The organism is Oscillospiraceae bacterium (genome assembly GCA_025758045.1).
Lineage (GTDB): Bacteria > Bacillota > Clostridia > Oscillospirales > Ruminococcaceae > Gemmiger.
The window spans coordinates 1743337-1763900 of sequence record CP107208.1 but is presented as its reverse complement, the minus strand read 5'-3'; the positions used below and the strand labels follow the sequence as shown (position 1 = coordinate 1763900).

Below are 20564 nucleotides of genomic sequence, written 5' to 3'. Positions count from 1 at the left end.
TGCAGACTTTTATTTTTTGCGCTATAATGCATAAATCAAAATGCCCAGAATAATCAGCACCAGCGCGCCGATCTTTTTAGGGTTCATCTTCTCATGGAAGATCACCACGCCAAAGAAGGTCACATAAATATAGCCGGTGGCCTCCAGCACGGGGCCGACGTTCAGCGGCACGCCCTTGTAGGCCAGCATCGTCAGCAGCGAGCAGCCCACAAACAGGCCGTAGCCCAGGACCACGCGCCAATCGGTGTACTCTGCCAGCAGGGACTTATGCTCCCGCAGGGCGGCTTTTTTCAGCAGCACCTGAGACACCGACGCCAAAAAGGTGCTGAGCAGATAAAGTACCACGTAGGGCAGCTGTGCCTGGTTCATTGGCCGCCCTCCCCTTCGTTGTCGGCCCGCACAAACAGCACGATGCCCACAATAATAACCGCTGCACCGATAAACTGGCGCAGGGTGATGCTTTCCCCAAACAGCAAAAAGCCCAGCAGGATCCCCCACACCACGGTGATGGCCTTATTGGCGTAGGCGGTGGTCAGCGGCAGGTGCTTGATGACCTGCTGCCAGCCAAAGGCATACACCACCAGCGCCGCCAGCATGCCGCCGTACAGCAGGATAAATCCCACGCTCAAAAACGGCTGCTGCGCCGCCAATTTGCTGCACACGCTGCTGCTGGCATACACCCCCAAAATCAAGTGCAGCAACAGGAACCATTTAGCGCTGTTGCGCATGGTAGCCCTCCTTACTTTTTATCGGATATGGCATCACAGCGGATCCACAGGACGCAGATTTTGCCACTCATATTTTTTCATGTACTTAGCCAGCGGCTTTTCCACAAACAGATACAACGGGATGGCCAGTAGCTCCACAACGACCACGAACACCGCCGCCCGCAGGCCACGATCGCCACCGGGTAGATGCGCAGGCATTTATGCCAGAACTTACCCGGCAGGGATTTAAACTGACCTCTGGCATCCTCGCGCAATTCCTGGCTCTCGGCAAAAAAGCCGGAGATCATGAAATACAGAATCGTCAAGTAGCCCACATGCAGCTGGGAATCCATCAGCGGAAAAAAGTTGAAGGAGTCCTCCTAGTAGGTGCCGGTGTACTGCTGGTAATGGTGTAGCACGATGAAGATTGCGGCAAAAGCCTTCAAAAATCCAGCCCTACGTAATATTTTCTGGCAGTTGTTGGCTCACTCATGCTTGATATACTCCCTTGCCACATACTGCGGGGCGGCGTTGGCACACATGTAGATGCGGCCGACGTACTCGCCGATCAGGCCCAGCACCAGCAGGATCATGCCGCCCAACAACAGCAGCAGCGCCGTGGTGGACGCCCAGCCCATGGGGGCGGCGCCGCGGACGAAGTGGTCGATGATGATGTAGATCAGATACAAAAAACCAAAGCCCGCAAACACCGTGCCTGCGTAGGTGGCCAGGCGCAGCGGCTTGACAGAAAAGGACGTAAAACCGTTCATCCAAAGATTCAGCAGCTTGCTGATGGTGTAGCCGGAGCGTCCCTCCTCCCGTGCGCGGTGATGCACCGACACATTGGCAATGCGCTTGGTGGAGCGCAGCACCAGGCCGATGACGTAGGGGTAGCAATGCTCGTACCGCAGCATTTCGTCCACGATGAACCGCCGGGCGGCAAAGTAGCTGTTGACCACCAGCTCCGGCGGCTTGCCCAACATGACCTCAGTCATTTTGCTGTTGACCCAGCTGCCCAGATTGCGCCAGCCTGCCTGGCGCTTGTTATCGTAGCTGGCGTAAACGACGTCGTAACCTTCGTTGATCTTGTCCAGCAGCTTGCCCACCTCATTGGCGGGGGTCTGGCCGTCATCGTCCAGACAGACGATAATATCGCCGGTACACTGGTGGAAACCAGCCATCAACGCGGCGTGCTGGCCGAAGTTTTTCGCCAGATCCACGCCCTGTACATGGGCGTCTGCCGCCACCAGCCTGCGGATGGTGCCGATGGTGTCATCGGGCGAGCAGTCGTTGATCAGCACGACCTCGTAGTCATACTGGGGCAAAGTCTGCATCGTCGCCGTCAGTTCCTCATGCACTGCCGCCAGCGTATGCTCCGAGCGGTAGCACGGGATCACAAAAGAAATTTTCTGCATGTTATTTTCGTCCTTTTATTGCGTATCGGGCCGTTCATACACGATCAGGTCCTCGGTGGAGATGACCTCCTGCCAGCCGTCCGCCAGCAGACGGGCCTCGGCGTCGGTACCATGGTTGACCATGGCATAGCGGGAGTAGATTGTCTCCTCCGGGTCGGCGATGTAGGTGTTCATATCGAACTCAATGCCCATACCTGCGGGAAGAGCGTACAGGTAGCCGTGGAACACATCGTCCGCGTAAGCGTAAGCCAGGGTGTTGTCCCAGGGATCGGCGCTGGCGCGGGCGTCCATGCGCTCCTGCAGGGCAGTCTCCACGGCCGTGATCTGGCTGCCCATCTCGTCAAAATAGGTGGACAGGGTGCTGCGCTCGGCGTTGATGGGCAGCAGCACGACCGCCAGCACCGGCAGCCAGACAAGGCTGCGGGCGGCATCCTCGACCACCACCGACGCCAGCAGCAGGATGGACAGCAGCATCAGGTGGCGGGGCGCGATGTTATACAGGAACACCAGCACCAGCGCAATAATGCCGGTGCAGCCCAGGGCGCAGGCTTTCAGTGGGCTGGGGCGGTGGGCACGGCGGTCCAGCACAAAGCAGACCAGTGTTACCGCCAAAATCATCAAAAAGATAATGCAGCCGCGGCCGAAGTATGTCTTTTCCACAAAGGTACGCGGAATATCCTGACCAACGGTTACTAATTCTTTGGCGGCATGGTTCATCTCATACACGATGGCTTCGCCAATTTTGCCGTGGGCCAGCAGTTCCAGACCGCCGAAATCCATACCGCCGCCGCTGAAATAGGAGGCGGAAAGTTTCGTCATAGAGAAAAGGGCAACACAAAAGCTGAAGATTGCCTCGCCCAGGCAGAAATTGCGCCGCTTTTTATCGGCCCAGACAGCCACCAGCGGGAACGCCCAGAACAAAAGCGCGTAGGGGCGGAAGATGGTCTCCAGCCCGCAGGCCAGTGCCGCGGGCACCAGCCACCAATGGGAGCCGCCCCGCAGCAAGGCCGCCGTGGAACCGGCAATGACCAGTGCAAGCATATAATGCAGCGCTTCGGACGAGCCGCAAAAGCTGCCCGCCAGCGGCATCCACAGGCAGACCAAGCCGCCGTAGCACAAAATCTGCTGACCAATGTTCAGCCGCGCGGCGATCGTAAACACCACCACGCCCAATGCCAGAAACAGCACATTGCACCAGAACATCGTGTTAACGCTGGCGCCGAACAGGCGTCCGGCCAGGCCGTAGACCCAGATAAGCACCGGACCCCAGGCACCGTAGCGGCCGATGTCGGCGGTGCCCTCGTTATAGCCAAAGTAGCCCAGCGGGCCGCCGTGGGCAATAACACTGACCACCTGGCGGTTGTAGATCACTTCGTCGTTATCGATATTGGGCGGCATCCACACCTGCCACAACGGGGTGCGGAACGCCAGCGTGTAAAACAGCAGCAGAAACAGCAACGCGCCCGCGATGCCAAGGGGCACCGGGGGCGTCTTTTTCAGCAGTCGTTTCAACTTATCCATACAGGTATTCTCCGTCTGCTTTTATACGTTATTGTGCAATTTTTGCCATAAAGACCACGTCGCGGTAGACGCCGTCCAGACGGACCATGTCACGGAAGGTGCCTTCCTCCACAAAGCCGGCGGCGGCGTAGCTGCGGCGGGCAGGGGTGTTCTCGGCAAGCACGCGCAGACTGATGCGGTGCAAGTGCAGCGCTGTGAAGCCGAAATCGGTGAACAGGCGGGCAGTCTCGGTTCCAAAGCCCTTACCGCGGGCGCTCTCCTCGCCGATGAAGATGCCGTACTCGGCACTGTTAAAAGTATGGTCCACATCCCGGTAGTACACCGACCCCACCGCCGTATCGGCGGCCTTATCCACGACGATGTACTGCACGACCTCGCCGGTGGCAACCTTGGTTTTCAGCCAGTTGCGGTGCATTTCAGGGGTAAAGGTCTGGCGGAAGATAAAGTTATCGCGCACCGAGGGGATGTTGCGCCAGCGCACGATGTTGTCGGTGTCGGCATCGGTGATGGGCCGCAAGACAACCTTTTCACCGGTCAGGATGGGAAGCTTTTCCATACAGGTTCCTTTCGCGTTTTCTAAGATCCGGCGGTTAGCCGCACTCGTACACAGCAGCAGACGCGCCCTCGTACAGCAGGGCCCAGCCGTTTTCTTCCAGATATTGGGCCACGTCGCTGTCGGTATTTGCCATGACATAACGGGAATGAATTTCGTTGGCAGGGTCCAGAAGATACGTGTCTTCATCAAATTGCAGGCCCATGCCATCGGGCACAGCGTACAGCATGCCAAAGTGGCTGCCGCCGCCCAGGGCGTAGGCGCACACATGGTCCCACGGGTCGTCGCTTGTCAGGCGGGCCTGGCTCTCGGTCAGCGCCGTTTGCAGGTCGGCAACTTCCTGCGATAATCCTGCATTATACACAGGCATCGTAAAGGTGGAGGTATCGCTGTCCCCTCTTGCCGTGGTCATGCGGATGCCCGCCACGCTAAGCACCGCCAGCAGCACCGGGGCCGCAGCGGCGGTCAGGGGCGGCTGCTCGGCCACAAGCGCCGCCAACAGCAGCAGATCATACACGATGGTATGGCGGGAGGCCTCGCCAGGGCGGTACATCAGCATCAGCGCCAAAAACACCACCAGCGTGACCACCAGTGCACATACTTTCCAGAACACCGGCTGCTTATGCGCAGCGTTCCAAATCACACAGGCCAGCGTGACCAGCAGCAACGCAAACAGCAGCAGATAGCAACTGCCCACGCGGGTGCCGTCGGCGATCTCCTGCCCCAATTGCTGCCACGCACCCAACAGCTTATAGTAAACGCTGCGGGCGGCGGCCCAGAAGTGACCGTGGAGCAGTTCCTCCACAGCGCCCAGATCCACATTGGCAAAAAGGTACGGTGCATAGAACTTTTTCATCAGCACCAGCGTACCGGCGGCGGAAGCAGCCGCCCCGACCACCGTGCCGCCCACCGCCTTACGGCGGGGCCAGGCCAGTACCAGCGGGAACAGCCACAGCACAGCGTTATAGGGCCGCACCAGCGTGGCGGCAGCGCACAGCGCAAACAGCGCCGCCCAGACCGCGCCCGCATGCCTGCACCCGCGGCGGATGCCTACGGCCAGGCCCAGCACGGCCAGCACCAGCGCGTAGTGCAGCGGCTCCTGCATAGCGGAGAATACATACCGCACCGGGGCGTTCAGCGCGGCGATGCCGACGCCGAACAACAACTGGCGCTTCCAGTCCAGGCGGGTACCCCACACAAAGCAGAGCCAGCCCGCCAGCATCCAAAACAGGTTGCAATATAAAAAGGCGTTCTGTCCGCGGAAAATCAGCCCCGGGATGGCGTACAGGTAGAACACCGCAGGCCCCCAGGCGGCAAAACGGCCGATCTCGGCGTGGGACTCGTTAAAACCAAAGTACCCTTGCGGTACGCCGTGGGTCACCACCGCCGAAAGCTGCTTGGCGTAGTAGACCTCGTCGCTCCACGCGCTGGCGGGCAGGTAAATCCTGCCCAGCGGCACGCCGTAGACAGCCCACTCATACACCAGCAAAAACACCAGCGCGGCGGCCGCCGTGCAGACCAGCCTTGCCCAGGCGGGCAGGGTCTTACTTTTCATAGAACTCCAGCACTTTGGCGATGACCTTGTTCTGGTCGTCCTCGGTCAGGCCGTAGTACATGGGCAGGCGCACCAGGCGCTCGCTCTCGGCGGTGGTGTAGACGTCCTCGCCGTCAAAGCGGCCGAACTTCTCGCCCGCCGGGGCGGAGTGCAGCGGGATGTAGTGGAACACCGCCAGAATATCGTTCTCTTTCAAAAAGCGGATGAACTCGGTACGTTCTTCCAAATTCTTGCACTTCAGATAGAACATATGAGCGTTGTGGGTACACTCAGCCGGGATATGCTGCAGCTCGATCTTGCCGGCTTCAGCCAAAGGCAGGAATGCCTCACGGTAGCGGTGCCAGCTGGTCAGGCGGTTCTCGTTGATCTCGTCAGCATGCAGCAACTGAGCCCACAGGTAGGCAGCGTTCAACTCGCTGGGCAGGTAGCTGTCACCAAAATCCACCCAGGTGTACTTGTCCACCTGGCCGCGGAAGAACTTGGCGCGGTTGGTGCCCTTTTCGCGCAGGATCTCGGCGCGCTCGTTATAATCGGGGTTGTTGATGACGAGAGCGCCACCCTCGCCCATCGAGTAGTTTTTCGTCTCGTGGAAAGAGTAGCAGCCAAAATCGCCAATGGTACCCAGTGCCTTGCCCTTGTAGCTGCTCATCACGCCCTGGGCGGCATCCTCGACCACCATCAGGTTGTGGCGGCGGGCAATGTCCATGATGGTGTCCATCTCGCAGGCGACACCGGCGTAGTGCATGGCCACAATGACCTTGGTCTTGTCGGTGATGGCGGCTTCGATCTTGGTTTCATCAATGTTCATCGTGTCGGGACGCACATCCACAAACACCAGCTTGGCCCCGGCCAGCACGGCAGCGGTGGCGGTGCTGGAGAAGGTGAAGCTGGGCAGGATGACCTCGTCACCGGGGTGAATATCGCACAGCAGCATGGCCATATCCAGAGCGGTGGTGCCGCTGGTGGTCAGCAGTACCTTCTGGGCGTGGAAGCGTTCCTCAATCCACGCATTGCACTTCTTGGTAAACGTACCGTCACCGCAGATTTTATGGGCATCAATCGCCTGTTTGACATACTCCAATTCATCCCCAACGCAGGGGGGCACATTAAAAGGGATCATGGCAAAAGCCCTCTTTCCTTACAAAATTCGATACTTATTAGATAGTATAGCACACTATGCCTGTTTTCACAAGGCGCGGGCTCACTTTTTCACGCGGGTGGTGTTGTAGGCGCGCAACAGCAGCACGGCGTACCACAGCAGCATGATGCTGAACACGATGAAGGCAAAGGACGCCACGGTGGCCGCCACGGCAGAAAAGTGTGCAACGCAGTATACGGCCAGCGGCACGGCAGCCACAACCGGCATCTTGGCGCTTTTTCCCGTCGTATAGCCAGCAATTTTCAACATCTGCGTCACAGTGGCCCACAGCAGCCACAGGGCCGCGGCCCGCAGCAGCGGGGCCAGCCAGGCGGGACCAGCCAGAGTGCCGCACAGCACCAGTTCCAGCACCAACTGCACGGTGCCGCAGGCCAGCACGGGCAGGGCGCGGCGGCCCAGCAGCAGGTAGCCCACCAGCGCCAGCACAGTCAGCGAGACTTCCTGCAAAGCGACGGCATCGGGCATAGCCAACATAGCACGGCCGGCAGATGCTACCCCCACCAGCAGGTAGGCCAGGGCGGGACGATTGCGTTTATCCATAGGGATAAATCCTCCGATTTTTCAACAATTATTATCATTTTATCATACCATGAACCGTGAGGACTTGCAAGGGAAAGCCGCACGGCGTATAATAAAACCATTCTGCCGTGTGTGCGATTTAAAGCGGCAGACATGTATGGAGAGGAAGTTGTGCAATATGGAATTTTCCCATCGTTTGGACCTGTTCGGGCCGGAGATCTTTGCCGCGCTGAACGATAAAAAGGTCGCGCTGGAGGCCGAGGGCCGCCACCTGTTCAATTTAAGCGTGGGAACGCCGGATTTTGCCCCGGCCGACCACATCAAACAGGCGCTGATCGATGCCGCCAGAGACAACGAAAACTGGAAGTACAGCCTGCGGGACCTGCCCGAGCTGCTGGACGCCGTGTGCAGCTACTACAAGCGCCGCTTTGACGTAGACACCATCACCCCGAACAAGGTGATGAGTTTTTCTGGCTCCCAGGACGGCATCGGCCACTTAGGCTTGGCGCTGTGCAACGACGGTGACGTGGTGCTGCTGCCCGACCCCTGCTACCCCGTTTTTATGACCGGCAGCAAGCTGGGCGGCGCCGACCCTTGGTACTACAAACTAACAAAAGAAAACCACTTCTTGCCCGATGTGACCGCCATCCCCGAGGAAGTGGCCCGCAAGGCAAAGTTTATGCTGGTCAGCCTGCCGGCCAACCCGGTAGGCAGCATCGGCACGCCGGAGCTGTACGCTCAGTTGGTTGATTTCTGCCGTAAGTACGATATTTTACTGGTGCATGACAACGCCTACAGCGACATCATCTTTGACGGCGCCCACGGCGGCAGCATTTTCAATACGCCGGGAGCCGAGGAGTGCGCGGTGGAGTTCTTCTCCCTGAGCAAGAGCTTCAACGTGACCGGCGCGCGCATCAGCTTTTTGGTGGGCCGTCCGGATGTGATCGCCGCCTGCAAAAAGCTGCGCACCCAGATCGACTTTGGCATGTTCCTGCCGGTGCAGAAAGCCGCCATCGCCGCCCTGACCGGCCCGCTGGACAGCGTAAAACGCCAGTGCGGCGAGTATCAGGCCCGCCGCGACGCCCTGTGCGGCGGCCTGCGCAGCATCGGCTGGAACGTACCCGACAGCCACGGCAGCATGTTTGTGTGGGCTCCGCTGCCCACCGGCTACACCGACAGCATGGCCTTCTGCCTGGAGCTGATCGACAAGGCAGGCGTTATCTGCACGCCGGGCTTCAGCTTTGGCCCCAGCGGTGAGGGGTACGTCCGTTTTGCCCTGACCCTGCCGGTAGAGCGCATCCGCGAGGCGGTCGCGTCCATCGCCGTCAGCGGGATGATCCGCTAAATCTTTTATAGCGCACCTCATATACAGAAAAGACCCCGCCTGCGTTAAACAGGCGGGGGCTTTGTTATATGCTATTATGGACTTTTCCGCTTTCAGCCACTTGTTGCAGCTTACTGCTCGCTCTCGGTCTCAGCAGCCTCTGCCGCGGCAGCTTCGCGGGCCTGGGGTCCGTTTTCACGCACGGCGGCGCGCAGGGCCTTCTGGATAGCCGGGGTGATCTCCACCCGCTGCAGCAAAGATGCCAACAGTTCGGGGAACTGTTTGGCAGGCAGCTGCTCAGCTACCACAAGGGCCAGGTACTCGGCATGGGAGATGGCAGGCTCAAAGGTGCGGGCGTAGGTTTTACCGCTGCGCACGAAGCCGACCTCCCGCAAAACGCCTTTCGCCATCAGGCTGTTCAGCATCGAAAAGATCGAGCGTTCTTTCCACTTGCGGTCCTCGCAGGTGTGGATGACCTCGGTCTGGGCCATGGGGTGGTCTGCCTGCCAGAAAATTTCCATAATCTGCTGTTCACTTTTTGTCAGGTGCACGCTTGAACTCTCCCTTACTGCATAGTTGCAAATCTATTACCATAATATAGGTAAATGAATCAATTGTCAATACTTTAACAGTAATTTTTTAGATTTTTCATTTGTTATAATATAACGTTACGTATTTGTACAACATTGCCACACTTCTGCCACACTTTGTTTTCGTTTTGACGGCTCATCGCGCGATTCATAAGGTGTGGCAAATCCGTGGCAAATTTTGTCACACTGTGTCCGCTTTGTGATTCACCTGCTTTCCCTGCTGGTTTTTCTGTCATGTAAGTCATGCATTTCGGCAAATTTTGCATAATTTTCACATGGATTTTTCGTTCATCGGCGCCAGGCGTTCATCAACCGAGTCAGGGCGCGTTTCTCCAACCGGGAAACATAGCTGCGGCTGATACCCAGCTTGTCGGCAGTCTGCTGCTGGGTAGCCGGACGCTCCCCGCCCAGGCCGTAGCGCAGCTGCAGCAGCGCCCGTTCCCGCGCAGGCAGGGTATCCACCAGGCGGCGCAGGCGGGCGGCATCGGCGCGGCGCTCGCAATCGTCTTCCATCACGGTGTCATCGGGCAGGGTGTCGGCCAAAGTCAGCTGTCCGCTGCCGGATTCCAGTGGCTCCTGCAGCGAAACAGCCGCACCTTCACGCCGAATTTTTCTCAGTTCCATTCGTAGCTCGTTCTCGATGCAACGGCTCGCGTAGCTGGCAAACTTGCTGGCGCGGGCGGGATCAAAGGTATCCACCGCCTTGATAAGCCCGATGGTGCCGATGGAGATCAGGTCATCCTGATTGGACGTGGCAGCATAGTATTTCTTGCACACATGGGCCACCAGCCGCAGGTTGTGCCGCACCAGCTGGTCGCGGGCATCCCGCCCGGCCACACCGCCCGTGCGCAGGGCTGCAAAGGCCGCACGCTCGGCCGCCGGGGAAAGCGGCCGCGGGAAGCTGCCGCTTTCGAGATGCAGCGCCAAATACAAAATCTGCCCGGCTGCCGCCTGCAAAAACACGCCCAAAATGCCCCACATAGCAACACCCCCTACCCTTTTGTATGCGGGCGGGGGGTGGTTTTATGCAGTCAGCAGTTCGGCGGCGGTGCAGGTATTGCCCTGCACAGTCAGGCGTAATGTGTGGGTAGCATCCAGTCGGGTTGAATATACAGTTTGGTCATCTCTATCAAAATAGTACAGTTGGTATATATCGTCCAGGCTGCGCCCGATGAACCAGCCGTCTTGCACCAGGCGGGTGGTGGTGGACATCAGCAGAGGTTCCTTTTCCTCGCCGCTGTACTGGGTGGCCCCACAAGCGGACAACACGCCGGTATCCAGCATGGGGTCTATGCCCTGTTCCCAGCGGGTCAGGGTCGCCTCAGCAATGCGGCGGTCGGGGTCAGTGCAGCCCAGCACCACAAAGCTGACGGCCAGCACCGCAATGCCGATGCGCGCCGCCGGGATAGGCTTGAACACCCGCACCAACAACAGCACGCCCCACACCAGCAGCACTATCAGGAACCACCCGGCCGCGACCCTGCGCGGCGTGAAGCCGAACAGCCGGATATACGCCGCCAGCTTGGCCCCGGCCAGCAGTGCAAACGCCACGCCGAAACCGCAGAACAGTGCCGCCAGCGCTTTAGGCAGCGGCCTCTTTGCGAGGAAATGCACCCCCGCCAGCACGGCAATGTCCAGCAGTTGGATGCGCAGCAGCTCCCAGAATCCGTCCACCGCAAAGGCCGAGGCTTCGGGTGCGGTCAGGCCCGGGCCGCCCATGGCGGCGGTCCACTCAGCCAATTGCAGGGCAAAAAACAGACTGTACAGTGCGCATAAGGCACCCGTGGCAATGCCGCAGGTCAGCCGGGGCAGGCGCTTGTAAGGAGCCAGTGCTTTATAAAAAGCAGGGCCGTCACAGGGCGGGCCGTCCCGCCGGGCGGCGCCGTAGACCAACCCGAACAGCCACGCGCCCACGGGCAGCGACAGCAGGATGTTGAACAGCTCACTCAGCAGGCGGGCGCTCCAGAAATTTTGCCACATCGCGGTAAGCCAGGTGCCCAGGGCGGCAAAGTGGACATCGGCGGCGGCCAGCTGGGCGGCGGCAAAGCTGCACAGCACCGCCGTCAGCACCAGTGTACCTATCGCCGCCAGCCACTTTTTGGCCCCGACGCGCCGCACGGCCAGCCCGCGCAGGGCGGAGAAAACGGCACCCGCCCGCGCAAAAAAGCTGCCAAACGGCAGGGTGAAGCACCCGGCCAGGGCATCCAGCGGGGCCAACACCCCGGTGTGCCCCTGGGCCAGCATGCCGCAGCGGGCCAGCACGCACCAGATGGCCAGCAGATGCCACGCCAGCTCCTGCACAAGACCGAGGAAGTAAAAGTGCCCTGGCACCGCTAACGTGACCGACAGTGCCAGCCAGCACGCGGCCCAAAGTGGCGTCTCCCTGGCAGCGGTGCGGCGGCAGACGCGGGCGGCAGCCTCAACGCCCAGCAGAAAGACCACGGCAAAGGCGGTCATGGCCCAGCCGCGGTAACGGCCAGCCTCCCCAAACAGGATGCAGCGCAGGTAAAAGTAGGCCAGCGGATAACTACCCACCACCGCCCAGGGCCAAAAGCATTGATTTTTGGGTACACTTGAATAAAGGGGACGGATCTCGCCCTCTTGATGGGAGTATTTCATAGGGTTGCTCCTTATTTCATTCTTGAGCCATGCACTTTGTAGGGGTCGATGCCCGCATCGACCCGCGGGCGGATGCAAGCATTCGCCCCTGCATAAAAGGCATCATGGTTCCTCTTCCACGTACTCCAGCAGCTCGCCCGGCTGGCAATCCAGCGCCTTACACAGGGCTTCCAGCGTGGAGAACCGCACGGCTTTGGCTTTGTTGTTTTTCAGGATGGACAGATTCGCCGGGGTGATGCCGATCTCCTCGGCCAGTTCTCCCGCGCCTTTGTGGCGGCGGGCCATCATCACATCCAGGTTTACGACAATGGGCATGATGCGTCCCCCTTAAATTGTATAGTCCAGTTCGTTTTTCATGCGCACGGCCTGAGCAAAGGCGTTTTTCAGCACCCGCACCAGCAGCGCCATAAACCCAGCGGCTGCGGCCAGCACCGCAAAGGGCCGGTAGCAGATGAAAACCGCTGCCAAGCAGAGCACCGCCGCCCCGGCACAGCACCAGCTGATGCGCCGCAGCGCCGCGACGTTCTCGGGCACAAAGACCTCGCCTTTCTCGATACGGCGCAAGAATTTGTACAGGCTGACCAGCATGCCGATAGCCAGCGCCGCGCAGGCATAGCCCAGCACCAGCAGTGTGGCGGTCAGGCCTGTGCTAGGGCGCAGCCCTGCCACTGCAATGAACCACGCCGTCACCCACGGCCCGCCCAGCGTCATGGAAATGCTGCCGATGAGTGCGGCCACCACCACGCACCGTGTCAGCGTGATGCTTTTTTCGTCGTCCCAAAATTTCATGGTCGTGTCTCCTCCCGGTTTTTGGTATGGCTGCAGTATAGCATATGCGTTATCGTTTTGCAAGTGTTTTTTATCGTTTTTCGATATATTTGTGTTGTTATACAAAAAGGCCCCACCGTTTTTGTACGGCGGGGTCTGTGGGGCATATTCAGCTGCGGGCGGCGTGGCTGGCTTCCCGCTTGGCGCGGCGCTCCATCAACGTCTCCCAGCTGGAAGACATCTTGTCCGCCAGGCAGACAAGGCAGGCCTCGCGGCAGCGGGGCAGTTGGGTGATGGTCAGCGGCCACATGTGGGTCTGGATGATATTGCGCTCCTTGTTGTTGAGCTGAAACACCGCATCGGCGTTGTAGCGTGCAATTAGGGGGTGCTTAAAGCCGTGCCAGTGGGTGATGTTGGAACAGTTGTGCCAATCGTACAGATAAAAATCGTGCAAAAACGCGCCGCGCACCAGGCTGACTTCATCGGCATGGCAATGCCAGTGCAGGTTGAGCCAGTAGGCGATGCGGGTCACCCGCAGGCAATGCTCGTAGGTGGTGACGGTGCCGTGCTGGATGAACTGCTGCATCTCCAGCGCGTGGGGGTCATCGGCAATGCCGCGCAGGATCTCGTACATACGTGCTTCCTGCGCCGGCGTCAGCTGGCAAACCATCGGCGGCACCTTCCTTCCCTGTTAGTCACCTTTATTATACCGCGCCGCAAGCGCTCCGGCAATGGGTCGGGGGAAAATTCACAGGATTAGTGCTTACTCACCCCAAAATGTTCCTGCACGATTATATTCAGCTGGTCCTTGATCTCATCAAACGGACAATTAAGGTCCAGTGTTTTCACACTGATTTGGTTGCCGCTCATCTGATATGTGTGGTCTGGCTGGATCTGCTCGTCCGTTTTCGCATACAAAAGCATGCCGGAAACTGTATGGGGCTTGCCTCTCATTTCATACTCTTTGTTTTTTACATAGGTGAAGATTTGATACAGATTATGGGAATGGATCGTATGGGTATCGAACCGTATCTGCGTGGTATGCGCATAATATTTAGCATCCAGAATCAAAACTGTGCTATCGCGCTGCAAGGTGACATCCGTTTGCATCGTCGGCAACATTTCATTAAATCCATTATCCAGCTGCCATGCAACCTGTGATGCATTAACTTCCAACTCCGTGAACTCCGTCCGGTAATATTCCAGAAGAAATTTCTCGTACAAACGGCTCATGCGCTGCTCGTCCAGGAAATCCATCAGGCATGTACTTCCATCCGCGTTGGTCTGTAAAAGCCCTTTAACCACAAGGTAGCAAACCGAAATCATCATCCGATAGGTCTGATTGTTTCGGTTATATTGCACATTCCAGTTGACCGTATACAAGTTGATTGGGTCAACCTCGCCGAACAAAACCATGAGCTTTCGCAGTTGCTTTTTGCGCTGTGACGAAATATCTGAGCGCAGTAGTAATAGCACCGTAGATTTGATGATACGGTTCAGCATACTATTGACCGAAAAGTCATCATAGGTGCAAACCATCTGTTTTCTGCGCATGGTTTGCTGTTTGATCGACTCTGGAATATCGATTCTGCCCCGCAGAGAGGATAATGCTTCCGTTTTCGGAAGGTATTCCCGGTTCAAGCCCCTCTTAAGCTGTAAGGTAACACCTTTTTCCAGAATCGCCGCCAGCAGTTCCGCAGTGTTTTCAAAAGGTTCCGTGGCAAGATCTTTGTACCCCTGCTCGTTCAGGATCTGAAACGCGTAGGCCAGCATGTGATAGATATTTTGTATCGGTATCACTGAATTGCACCCCGCAGTTTTTCGCTCCACTCTTTTACTTTGCTACCTTCATCAAACCAGTATTCTTTCAGCAGAGGGATCAGCTCATATTCTACAATTTCACGCAACAGCTGGTCGTTCACTTTGTCCTGCTCTAGGCCGCAGAAATAACTATGCCCAATGCAGAACCCCTCCCCCAACGAAGAATCCGCCACAATTTTTACGTTCAGTTCTTTCACACAGGTAATCAGCTTGTTTAGCTTGTCATTGTTTAAAGATTCCTGGTATTTTTTAAAGCCTGCCGCCTCAAACCCGGGCCTTATATCATAAAAAGCAAATCTTCTTCGCAGGGCATAGTCCAGCATAGCCAGACTGCGGTCCGCTGTGTTCATCATGCCAATGATATAAACATTTTCGGGGACCTTAAATTTTTCATCTGCATACAGCAATTGCAGGGATTGTTCACGTTTATCCGGCTCGATCAACATAAACAGCTCGCCAAATATCTTGCTGATATTGCCGCGGTTGATTTCATCAATAATAAAGAAATAATCATTCTCATCGTCAACTTCTGCCTTTTTGCAGAAATTGTAAAAGGTGCCTTTCCGCAGTTCAAACCCTGTTTCGGTCGGGCGGTATCCCATGATAAAATCTTCGTAAGAATAGCTCTGGTGGAATTGCACCATCATGACCCGTTCACTATCCTTAACGCCCATCATCGAATAGGCCAGCCGCTTTGCAATAAAAGTTTTGCCAACGCCTGGAGCACCCTGTAGGATCACATTCTTTTTGCGGCGCAAAAGACCTGTCAGGCGGTCATATTCGTTTTCTGTTAAATAGACCTCTTTCAGAAAATCTTCGCGGGTATATTCTGGAAGGTCCGTCGGTGCCTCTTCTTCTACGTCCAGTTCATCCGCTTCAAAAAACGCTTTGATTTTCTGCACCAATTCACCATAAGACGTAATATCCGTCAGGGTTTTCTGCACAGATTGACGATCGATCGTCCAATCGCCTTTATCGATCCATCTTACCTCACGTACATTTTTGTACGCATCCTGGCGGGTAGAATCATACATATAATCAGATTCAACGATGCCTCTGCCCAGAATCTCGCTGGTACCTTTCTTTACGAAAACCACATCACCGATCTTCATTTCATGAACAAACTGCCAGGTAGCATGTGCGGAATTTGTGTAGCTGCTTTCATTGTCATACGCTTGCTGCATCTTCCGCTTCATTTCGGCTTTTGAACCATACTCGCTCAAATCGCCGATCTCACCCCAGCCCAATAGCATTACACCATTCTGTTGGCACTCTTCCCATTTTTCAGCGCCAGGGCCTGGTGCATACAGCCAGTAATGTACTGTATCTACGTCATTATCCGAAAGAGCATCTTTGTTCGTCTTTTTTCTGCGGTTGTCCTTGGCAACCGTTTTGAAAATATCAGTGGCCAACGCATCTGTCATTTCAACCATTTTCCCCGCACCCGTCAAGGTCCATATACCATGGATGCTTTTGTCGATATATCCAGCAGATACCAAGTAAGTTCTGGCAAAAGCGACCTCATTGTCAAATTTGTTTACTTTTGTTTTCCCCCTTTTCTCATTGATTTGGTCTTGGGTAAGGTGTTCATTTTCAATAATTTTATTTCTCACTTCGGCTGGTGTTGCCGAGCCTCCAAGATCCCGAAGCGCCTGAATCAAAGGTCCAAACCATTTCAGGAAGGAAGATTTCGATGTCGTTTTCTCTTCTTGCATTGCTTTCTCCTTGTTGTTTGATTCAGTTTGTTTTCCACTTATTTCTTTTCCAGCACCGCCACCGTCTCCATATGTGTATCATTGTCCAAACTCAAGCTCATATCTTCCGCAATGATTGGGAGCTTGAATTTGATGGACTTGAGCCACTGGCCGTTAGGCTGCCGCTCCTCATAGATCTGGACTTCGGATAGCAGCGATTCCATGAGCTGCCGCTTTTCCTGATCGTCCATGACGGAATAGAGCTTATCGAAGTAAATCAGCACCTTGTAGATGTTGTCGCCCGTCAACTTTTCCGCCTCAATCGCCATCTTCTTGGCTCTGGCGGCAACGAGCTGGTTTTCTGTATCCTCGATCTTATCATACATCTTGTAAAGCCGGTCATCAAGGTCTGCTTTGCGTTTGATGTAGTGCTTATCGTCCGGGTCGAGGGAATCAATTTCATCCATCAGCCGCACTTTTACGGAATAACTCTGGCGAAGCTGCTTTTCATGCGCCGCGATCTCCTGCTCAATGGCAGAGGTATCCACCTTCATGCTGATCTTTTCCTGCATCATGGCGGCGAACTTCGGATTGCTTACCAGCTTTACAATGACCTCCGCAACGGCGCTGTCCAGCAGTTCTTCATTGATCTGTTTTTTATAGTCGCATTTATGTCCATGGGTCATCGTGCGGTGCTTGCAGCCGTAATAAAAGAAGTCCTTGTATTTCGTACCGTCCGCCTTGTGTTTGATGCTTTTGTTTCCGTACATTCCCACGCCGCAGACCGGACATTTTACGATACCTGACAGCAGATGAATTTTGGTGTCCTTGCCCCTGTTGACGCGTTCGTATTTTTCCGCTTGCGCCAGCAGCTTGACCTGCGCCTCATGCCATAGTTCTTCGGAGACAATTCCCTCATGCAGTCCGTCAACCAGCAAATAGTCATCCTGCTCCACCAGCCGGTAATCATTTCTTGTGCCATGCACCTTCTCCGTCCGACGTCTGCCATAGGCGATTTTCCCGCAGTATACCGGATTTTTCAGAATCCTGCGGATCAACGCAGAATCAAACAGGGGATTTTTCCCGTTTTGCCTTTGGATTTTGTGAATCCCGTGGGTCACAAGATATTTTGCAAGACCGTTTGCACCGGTATCCGTATGCACATACTGGTCAAAAATCACGCGGATTGCCGCTGCTTCTTCCTCATTGATGAAAAGCTGTCCCTTTTCCAGCTTATAGCCATAAGGCGCAAAACCGCCGTTCCATTTCCCTTCACGGGCTTTCTGGATTCTGCCCTCCATCGTCTGCACACGGATATTTTCACGCTCAATCTCTGCAACCGCTGACAAAACAGAAATCATCAGCTTTCCTGCGTCCTTGGAGGAATCGATCCCATCCTCCACGCAAATCAGATTGACACCGAAATCCTGCATGACCTGTAAAGTGGAAAGAACGTCTGCCGCATTTCTGCCGAAGCGCGAAAGCTTGAACACCAGCACATAGGATACGCCGTCTTTACCGGACTTGATATCCTCCATCATGCGGTTAAATTCTACACGCCCTTCAATGGACTTTCCGGATTTACCGGCATCCTCATACTCACCGACAATCTCATAGTCATTGAACTCGGCATAGGCTTTCATTCTGGATTTCTGTGCATCCAGAGAATATCCGTCAATCTGTATAGCAGTGGACACGCGAGTATAGATATAGACTTTTATCTTTCCTTTTTTCATCATATCTTCTCCGCCATAGTCTACTTTTTATCTGTTTTCTGCTCCAACAACTTGATGGAATCCAGATAATCGCACTCAACTTCGCTGAGAGTACGGGCTTTGTATTTTCTGTACTCGCCGGTTGCTTTGTCGATAGCCTGCTTATGGCTGACACTTCCGTTGCCAATCAGCAGTTGCTCTCCACTCATGGTCAGAATCCGATCAAGGTGCTCCGACCAGTCCTGCATGGTCATTGCCTGCTCCCGCTCCGCCTGCCGTTCCGCAAAATCCAGATAGCCGGACACAAGCTGCCCCATAGCACGAAGCTCTTTCTCGTTCAGATAGTTCTTGGCAACTACCGCCTCTTTCAGCGTGGGCTGACTGCCCGCAAAGGTGGTCAAGCCCATAAATTCTTTCTCCGCATCGGCGCGTGTGTAGATGACCTCCGCCGCTGTTTGCCCATGAATGGCATAATGAATTTTATTTTGGACTTTCTTGAAAAACTGAATGGAGATTTCCGCCTTGGGGTCATAGTCAATACTGGTTGCGTAGATTTCAAGCACCTGACGGTAAAACACCTTTTCGGAAGCGCGGATATCGCGGATACGCTCCAGCAGCTCCTTGAAGTATCCGCCGCCACCCAGATTTTTCAGGCGCTCATCATCCAGAGCAAAGCCTTTTCGCATATACTCCTTCAAAATCCCTGTTGCCCAAATACGAAACTGTACGCCGTGCTGAGATTTCACACGGTAGCCGACAGAAATGATAACATCGAGATTATAGTAATCCACCTGATAAGCCTTACCGTCAGCGGCAGTTGTTGCAAAATTTGCAACAACTGCTTCTCGCTTCAATTCGCCCTCAGTGAAAATGTTCTTGATATGTCTGGAAATGGTAGACTTGTCTCTCTGAAACAACTCTGCCATCTGGTCAATGGACAGCCAAACGGTATCTCCATCGAAGGTCGTTTCGATCTTTGTCAAGCCATCCTCTGTGGTATAAATCATCATTTCAGAATTGTTCTGCTCATTCTCCCAGCGTTCCATTGTCACTTCACCTCGTTTTCTGCCATTGCAGGAACTTTTGCTCCTGCAATGGCGGTTTGGACACTTATTTCATGACGATTATATCATGCCGCTTTCACGGGTTCAATATCGTTTTCGTGAATATTCTTATCAGCATCATCTTTTTCAGACACGGCTTCCTCTATAACGAGATTGGGCAGCGCGTCAAGATTCAGAACCACGGCATACTTTTCAATCAAATTTGCCAGCAAAGCGGCGAAACCGCTCCATTCATCTACCATAGGCAGGCTCCCTCTCTTTCTCCGTTCTGTGCGTATATGCCGCCAGCACTTCCTTCGGAATACGATCCAGCACGGCGACGGCATCCTCATAATCCCGATGCAGCTTGGCGTCAGCCAGCTTTTTCAAGGTGCTTTCCTGTGTAGCTTTGTCCAGCGACTGCTCCAACTGCTCCGTTTTCTTTTTCAGCTTTTTATTTTCGGCAGTTGTGACCGTGAACGCCGTATTGTACTTTTTCAGTGTCGTGTGCATCTGCTCCACAGCAGGAATATACTTGTCCAAAAAAGCGCCGATTTCTGCTGCTTTTCCTTTGGCATTGAACGCATTGACGCCTGAAAGCAATTCTTCCAGCTTGGTCTTCTGCTTGGTCAGGCGAGTCATTTCCTTGAATACCCGCGGTGGGATATGGTCGCGTCCGGTTTCACTGGCACTCTCGCCGCGCTCCAGATCGGGGTATTTCTTCACCATATGCTCCCAAAACCTGTCCTGCCACTGCGTCAGCTTTTTCTTGTTGCCGACGATTTCCTTGGCGCTGAGCCGTTTGTCCTCCGTCAGCGGGACAAAGCAAAGGTGCATATGGGGCGTTTTCTCGTCCATATGCACCACGGCAGATATAATGTTTTTCGGGTCTTGGTGTTCCCGGATGAAGTCCAGTGCCTCCTGAAAATAGGCTTTGACTTCGCTTTTCTTCTTTCCCTTGAAGAACTCCGGGCTGGCTGTCACCAGCGCCTCCACCACGCGCACACTGTCTGACCTTGTGCGGCAGCCCGCCTCGGCGATCTGCTTTTCCGCTTCTGCGCGGTACTTGCGCTGCGGCGTCACCAGATGAAAATTGAAGTGACTGCGGGACGTGTCCACGTCGGGATTGCTGGCGTATTTCTCCTTGGTGCGCTCGTTGTGGGACTCGATGTGCCCGATCTCCGGCCCCTTGTACTTGGCAAAGCGGAGAATGGCGTACTGTGCTTTCATCGGCGCTCCCCTCGCTTCACCCACACGATGTCGCAGTCCAGCGCGTCGGCAAGCTCGACGACCTCTTTATAGCGGATGCTCTCCCGCTGCAACTTGGCGGACAAATTGGGAACGCTGTCCGACCAACCATATTCATCATGTAACAGGTCAACAACTTCCTGCATGGTAAAACCGGCGCGAACGATCTGCGCCTTGATCTCATTGCGTACACTCATATTCAAATTCCCTCCAAAATTCAGATGATGAAAAAGCGAAGCCAGCACGCCATTCGGCGCATCCGCTTCGCTGTATCGTGAAAAATTCTATTGTCGTCAAATCCGCTCAGAATCGC

At 55.3% G+C, this 20564-nt stretch carries 24 protein-coding genes; 2 read left to right on the top strand and 22 right to left on the bottom strand.

What is annotated here, in order from left to right; all coding sequences use genetic code 11:
• Window positions 1–21: 21 nt before the first annotated feature.
• From OGM81_08305 to OGM81_08295, 3 genes are read right to left on the bottom strand one after another with little or no spacing between them, the layout of a single operon-like run.
• Window positions 22–369: an EamA family transporter gene (locus OGM81_08305; protein UYJ42351.1), complete on the bottom strand. Its 348-nt coding sequence runs from the start codon at window positions 367–369 to the stop codon at window positions 22–24.
• Window positions 366–728, bottom strand: coding sequence for an EamA family transporter (locus tag OGM81_08300; protein ID UYJ42350.1), 363 nt, complete (start codon window positions 726–728; stop codon window positions 366–368). The genes OGM81_08305 and OGM81_08300 overlap by 4 nt, the downstream gene beginning before the upstream one ends.
• A gap of 33 nt (window positions 729–761) precedes the next feature.
• The gene (locus OGM81_08295) at window positions 762–926 is read right to left on the bottom strand and encodes a hypothetical protein (GenBank protein UYJ42349.1); all 165 of its coding nucleotides are present in this window, start codon (window positions 924–926) and stop codon (window positions 762–764) included.
• A 2-nt stretch (window positions 927–928) separates the two neighbouring features.
• Between OGM81_08295 and OGM81_08290 the strand changes: the two genes are divergently transcribed.
• On the top strand, window positions 929–1123 hold the full coding sequence (locus OGM81_08290; GenBank protein ID UYJ42348.1) for a hypothetical protein: 195 nt from the start codon (window positions 929–931) through the stop codon (window positions 1121–1123).
• Between the two features lie 69 nt (window positions 1124–1192).
• On the opposite strand, the gene OGM81_08285 is transcribed toward OGM81_08290, so the two are convergent.
• From OGM81_08285 to OGM81_08260, 6 genes are all read right to left on the bottom strand, one after another.
• On the bottom strand, window positions 1193–2122 hold the full coding sequence (locus OGM81_08285) for a glycosyltransferase family 2 protein (protein ID UYJ42347.1): 930 nt from the start codon (window positions 2120–2122) through the stop codon (window positions 1193–1195).
• Between the two features lie 15 nt (window positions 2123–2137).
• Window positions 2138–3643: a hypothetical protein gene (locus tag OGM81_08280; GenBank protein ID UYJ42346.1), complete on the bottom strand. Its 1506-nt coding sequence runs from the start codon at window positions 3641–3643 to the stop codon at window positions 2138–2140.
• A gap of 28 nt (window positions 3644–3671) precedes the next feature.
• Window positions 3672–4199 (bottom strand): GNAT family N-acetyltransferase, encoded by a 528-nt coding sequence (locus tag OGM81_08275; GenBank protein UYJ42345.1) that lies wholly within the window; start codon window positions 4197–4199, stop codon window positions 3672–3674.
• A 34-nt stretch (window positions 4200–4233) separates the two neighbouring features.
• Window positions 4234–5751 (bottom strand): hypothetical protein, encoded by a 1518-nt coding sequence (locus OGM81_08270; GenBank protein UYJ42344.1) that lies wholly within the window; start codon window positions 5749–5751, stop codon window positions 4234–4236.
• A complete protein-coding gene (gene rffA, locus OGM81_08265) occupies window positions 5741–6871 on the bottom strand; it encodes a dTDP-4-amino-4,6-dideoxygalactose transaminase (GenBank protein ID UYJ42343.1) in 1131 nt (376 codons plus the stop codon). The genes OGM81_08270 and rffA overlap by 11 nt, the downstream gene beginning before the upstream one ends.
• An 81-nt stretch (window positions 6872–6952) precedes the next feature.
• Window positions 6953–7450: a hypothetical protein gene (locus OGM81_08260; GenBank protein ID UYJ42342.1), complete on the bottom strand. Its 498-nt coding sequence runs from the start codon at window positions 7448–7450 to the stop codon at window positions 6953–6955.
• A gap of 157 nt (window positions 7451–7607) precedes the next feature.
• Between OGM81_08260 and OGM81_08255 the strand changes: the two genes are divergently transcribed.
• Window positions 7608–8774 (top strand): aminotransferase class I/II-fold pyridoxal phosphate-dependent enzyme, encoded by a 1167-nt coding sequence (locus tag OGM81_08255; GenBank protein UYJ42341.1) that lies wholly within the window; start codon window positions 7608–7610, stop codon window positions 8772–8774.
• Between the two features lie 110 nt (window positions 8775–8884).
• Here the strand turns inward: OGM81_08255 and OGM81_08250 are convergent, their stop codons facing one another.
• The 13 genes from OGM81_08250 to OGM81_08190 all read right to left on the bottom strand — a co-directional run bounded on the left by OGM81_08250 (window position 8885) and on the right by OGM81_08190 (window position 20448).
• Window positions 8885–9304, bottom strand: coding sequence for a BlaI/MecI/CopY family transcriptional regulator (locus OGM81_08250; protein ID UYJ42340.1), 420 nt, complete (start codon window positions 9302–9304; stop codon window positions 8885–8887).
• A 327-nt stretch (window positions 9305–9631) separates the two neighbouring features.
• A complete protein-coding gene (locus OGM81_08245) occupies window positions 9632–10324 on the bottom strand; it encodes a sigma-70 family RNA polymerase sigma factor (GenBank protein UYJ42339.1) in 693 nt (230 codons plus the stop codon).
• A gap of 42 nt (window positions 10325–10366) precedes the next feature.
• The gene (locus OGM81_08240) at window positions 10367–11962 is read right to left on the bottom strand and encodes a DUF4173 domain-containing protein (GenBank protein ID UYJ42338.1); all 1596 of its coding nucleotides are present in this window, start codon (window positions 11960–11962) and stop codon (window positions 10367–10369) included.
• Between the two features lie 102 nt (window positions 11963–12064).
• Window positions 12065–12277, bottom strand: a complete 213-nt coding sequence (locus OGM81_08235; protein UYJ42337.1) for a helix-turn-helix transcriptional regulator — start codon at window positions 12275–12277, stop codon at window positions 12065–12067.
• 12 nt (window positions 12278–12289) lie between these two features.
• A complete protein-coding gene (locus OGM81_08230) occupies window positions 12290–12751 on the bottom strand; it encodes a DUF2975 domain-containing protein (protein UYJ42336.1) in 462 nt (153 codons plus the stop codon).
• A gap of 148 nt (window positions 12752–12899) precedes the next feature.
• Window positions 12900–13400, bottom strand: a complete 501-nt coding sequence (locus tag OGM81_08225) for an HD domain-containing protein (protein UYJ42335.1) — start codon at window positions 13398–13400, stop codon at window positions 12900–12902.
• An 86-nt stretch (window positions 13401–13486) separates the two neighbouring features.
• Complete coding sequence (gene mcrC, locus OGM81_08220; GenBank protein ID UYJ44990.1) at window positions 13487–14530, bottom strand: 5-methylcytosine-specific restriction endonuclease system specificity protein McrC; 1044 nt, start codon at window positions 14528–14530, stop codon at window positions 13487–13489.
• On the bottom strand, window positions 14527–16266 hold the full coding sequence (locus tag OGM81_08215; protein UYJ42334.1) for an AAA family ATPase: 1740 nt from the start codon (window positions 16264–16266) through the stop codon (window positions 14527–14529). Before OGM81_08215 ends, mcrC begins: the two co-directional genes overlap by 4 nt.
• 38 nt (window positions 16267–16304) lie before the next feature.
• Window positions 16305–17981 carry a recombinase family protein gene (locus tag OGM81_08210; GenBank protein ID UYJ44989.1) on the bottom strand — a complete coding sequence of 559 codons (1677 nt, stop codon included), beginning with the start codon at window positions 17979–17981 and terminating at the stop codon, window positions 16305–16307.
• A gap of 20 nt (window positions 17982–18001) precedes the next feature.
• Window positions 18002–19006, bottom strand: a complete 1005-nt coding sequence (locus tag OGM81_08205; protein UYJ42333.1) for a virulence RhuM family protein — start codon at window positions 19004–19006, stop codon at window positions 18002–18004.
• Between the two features lie 83 nt (window positions 19007–19089).
• Window positions 19090–19266 carry a hypothetical protein gene (locus OGM81_08200; protein UYJ42332.1) on the bottom strand — a complete coding sequence of 59 codons (177 nt, stop codon included), beginning with the start codon at window positions 19264–19266 and terminating at the stop codon, window positions 19090–19092.
• Window positions 19256–20233 (bottom strand): plasmid recombination protein, encoded by a 978-nt coding sequence (locus OGM81_08195; protein UYJ42331.1) that lies wholly within the window; start codon window positions 20231–20233, stop codon window positions 19256–19258. The genes OGM81_08200 and OGM81_08195 overlap by 11 nt, the downstream gene beginning before the upstream one ends.
• Entirely contained in the window at window positions 20230–20448 is a 219-nt protein-coding gene (locus OGM81_08190) for an LLM class flavin-dependent oxidoreductase (protein UYJ42330.1), read from the bottom strand. The genes OGM81_08195 and OGM81_08190 overlap by 4 nt, the downstream gene beginning before the upstream one ends.
• Window positions 20449–20564 lie beyond the last annotated feature (116 nt).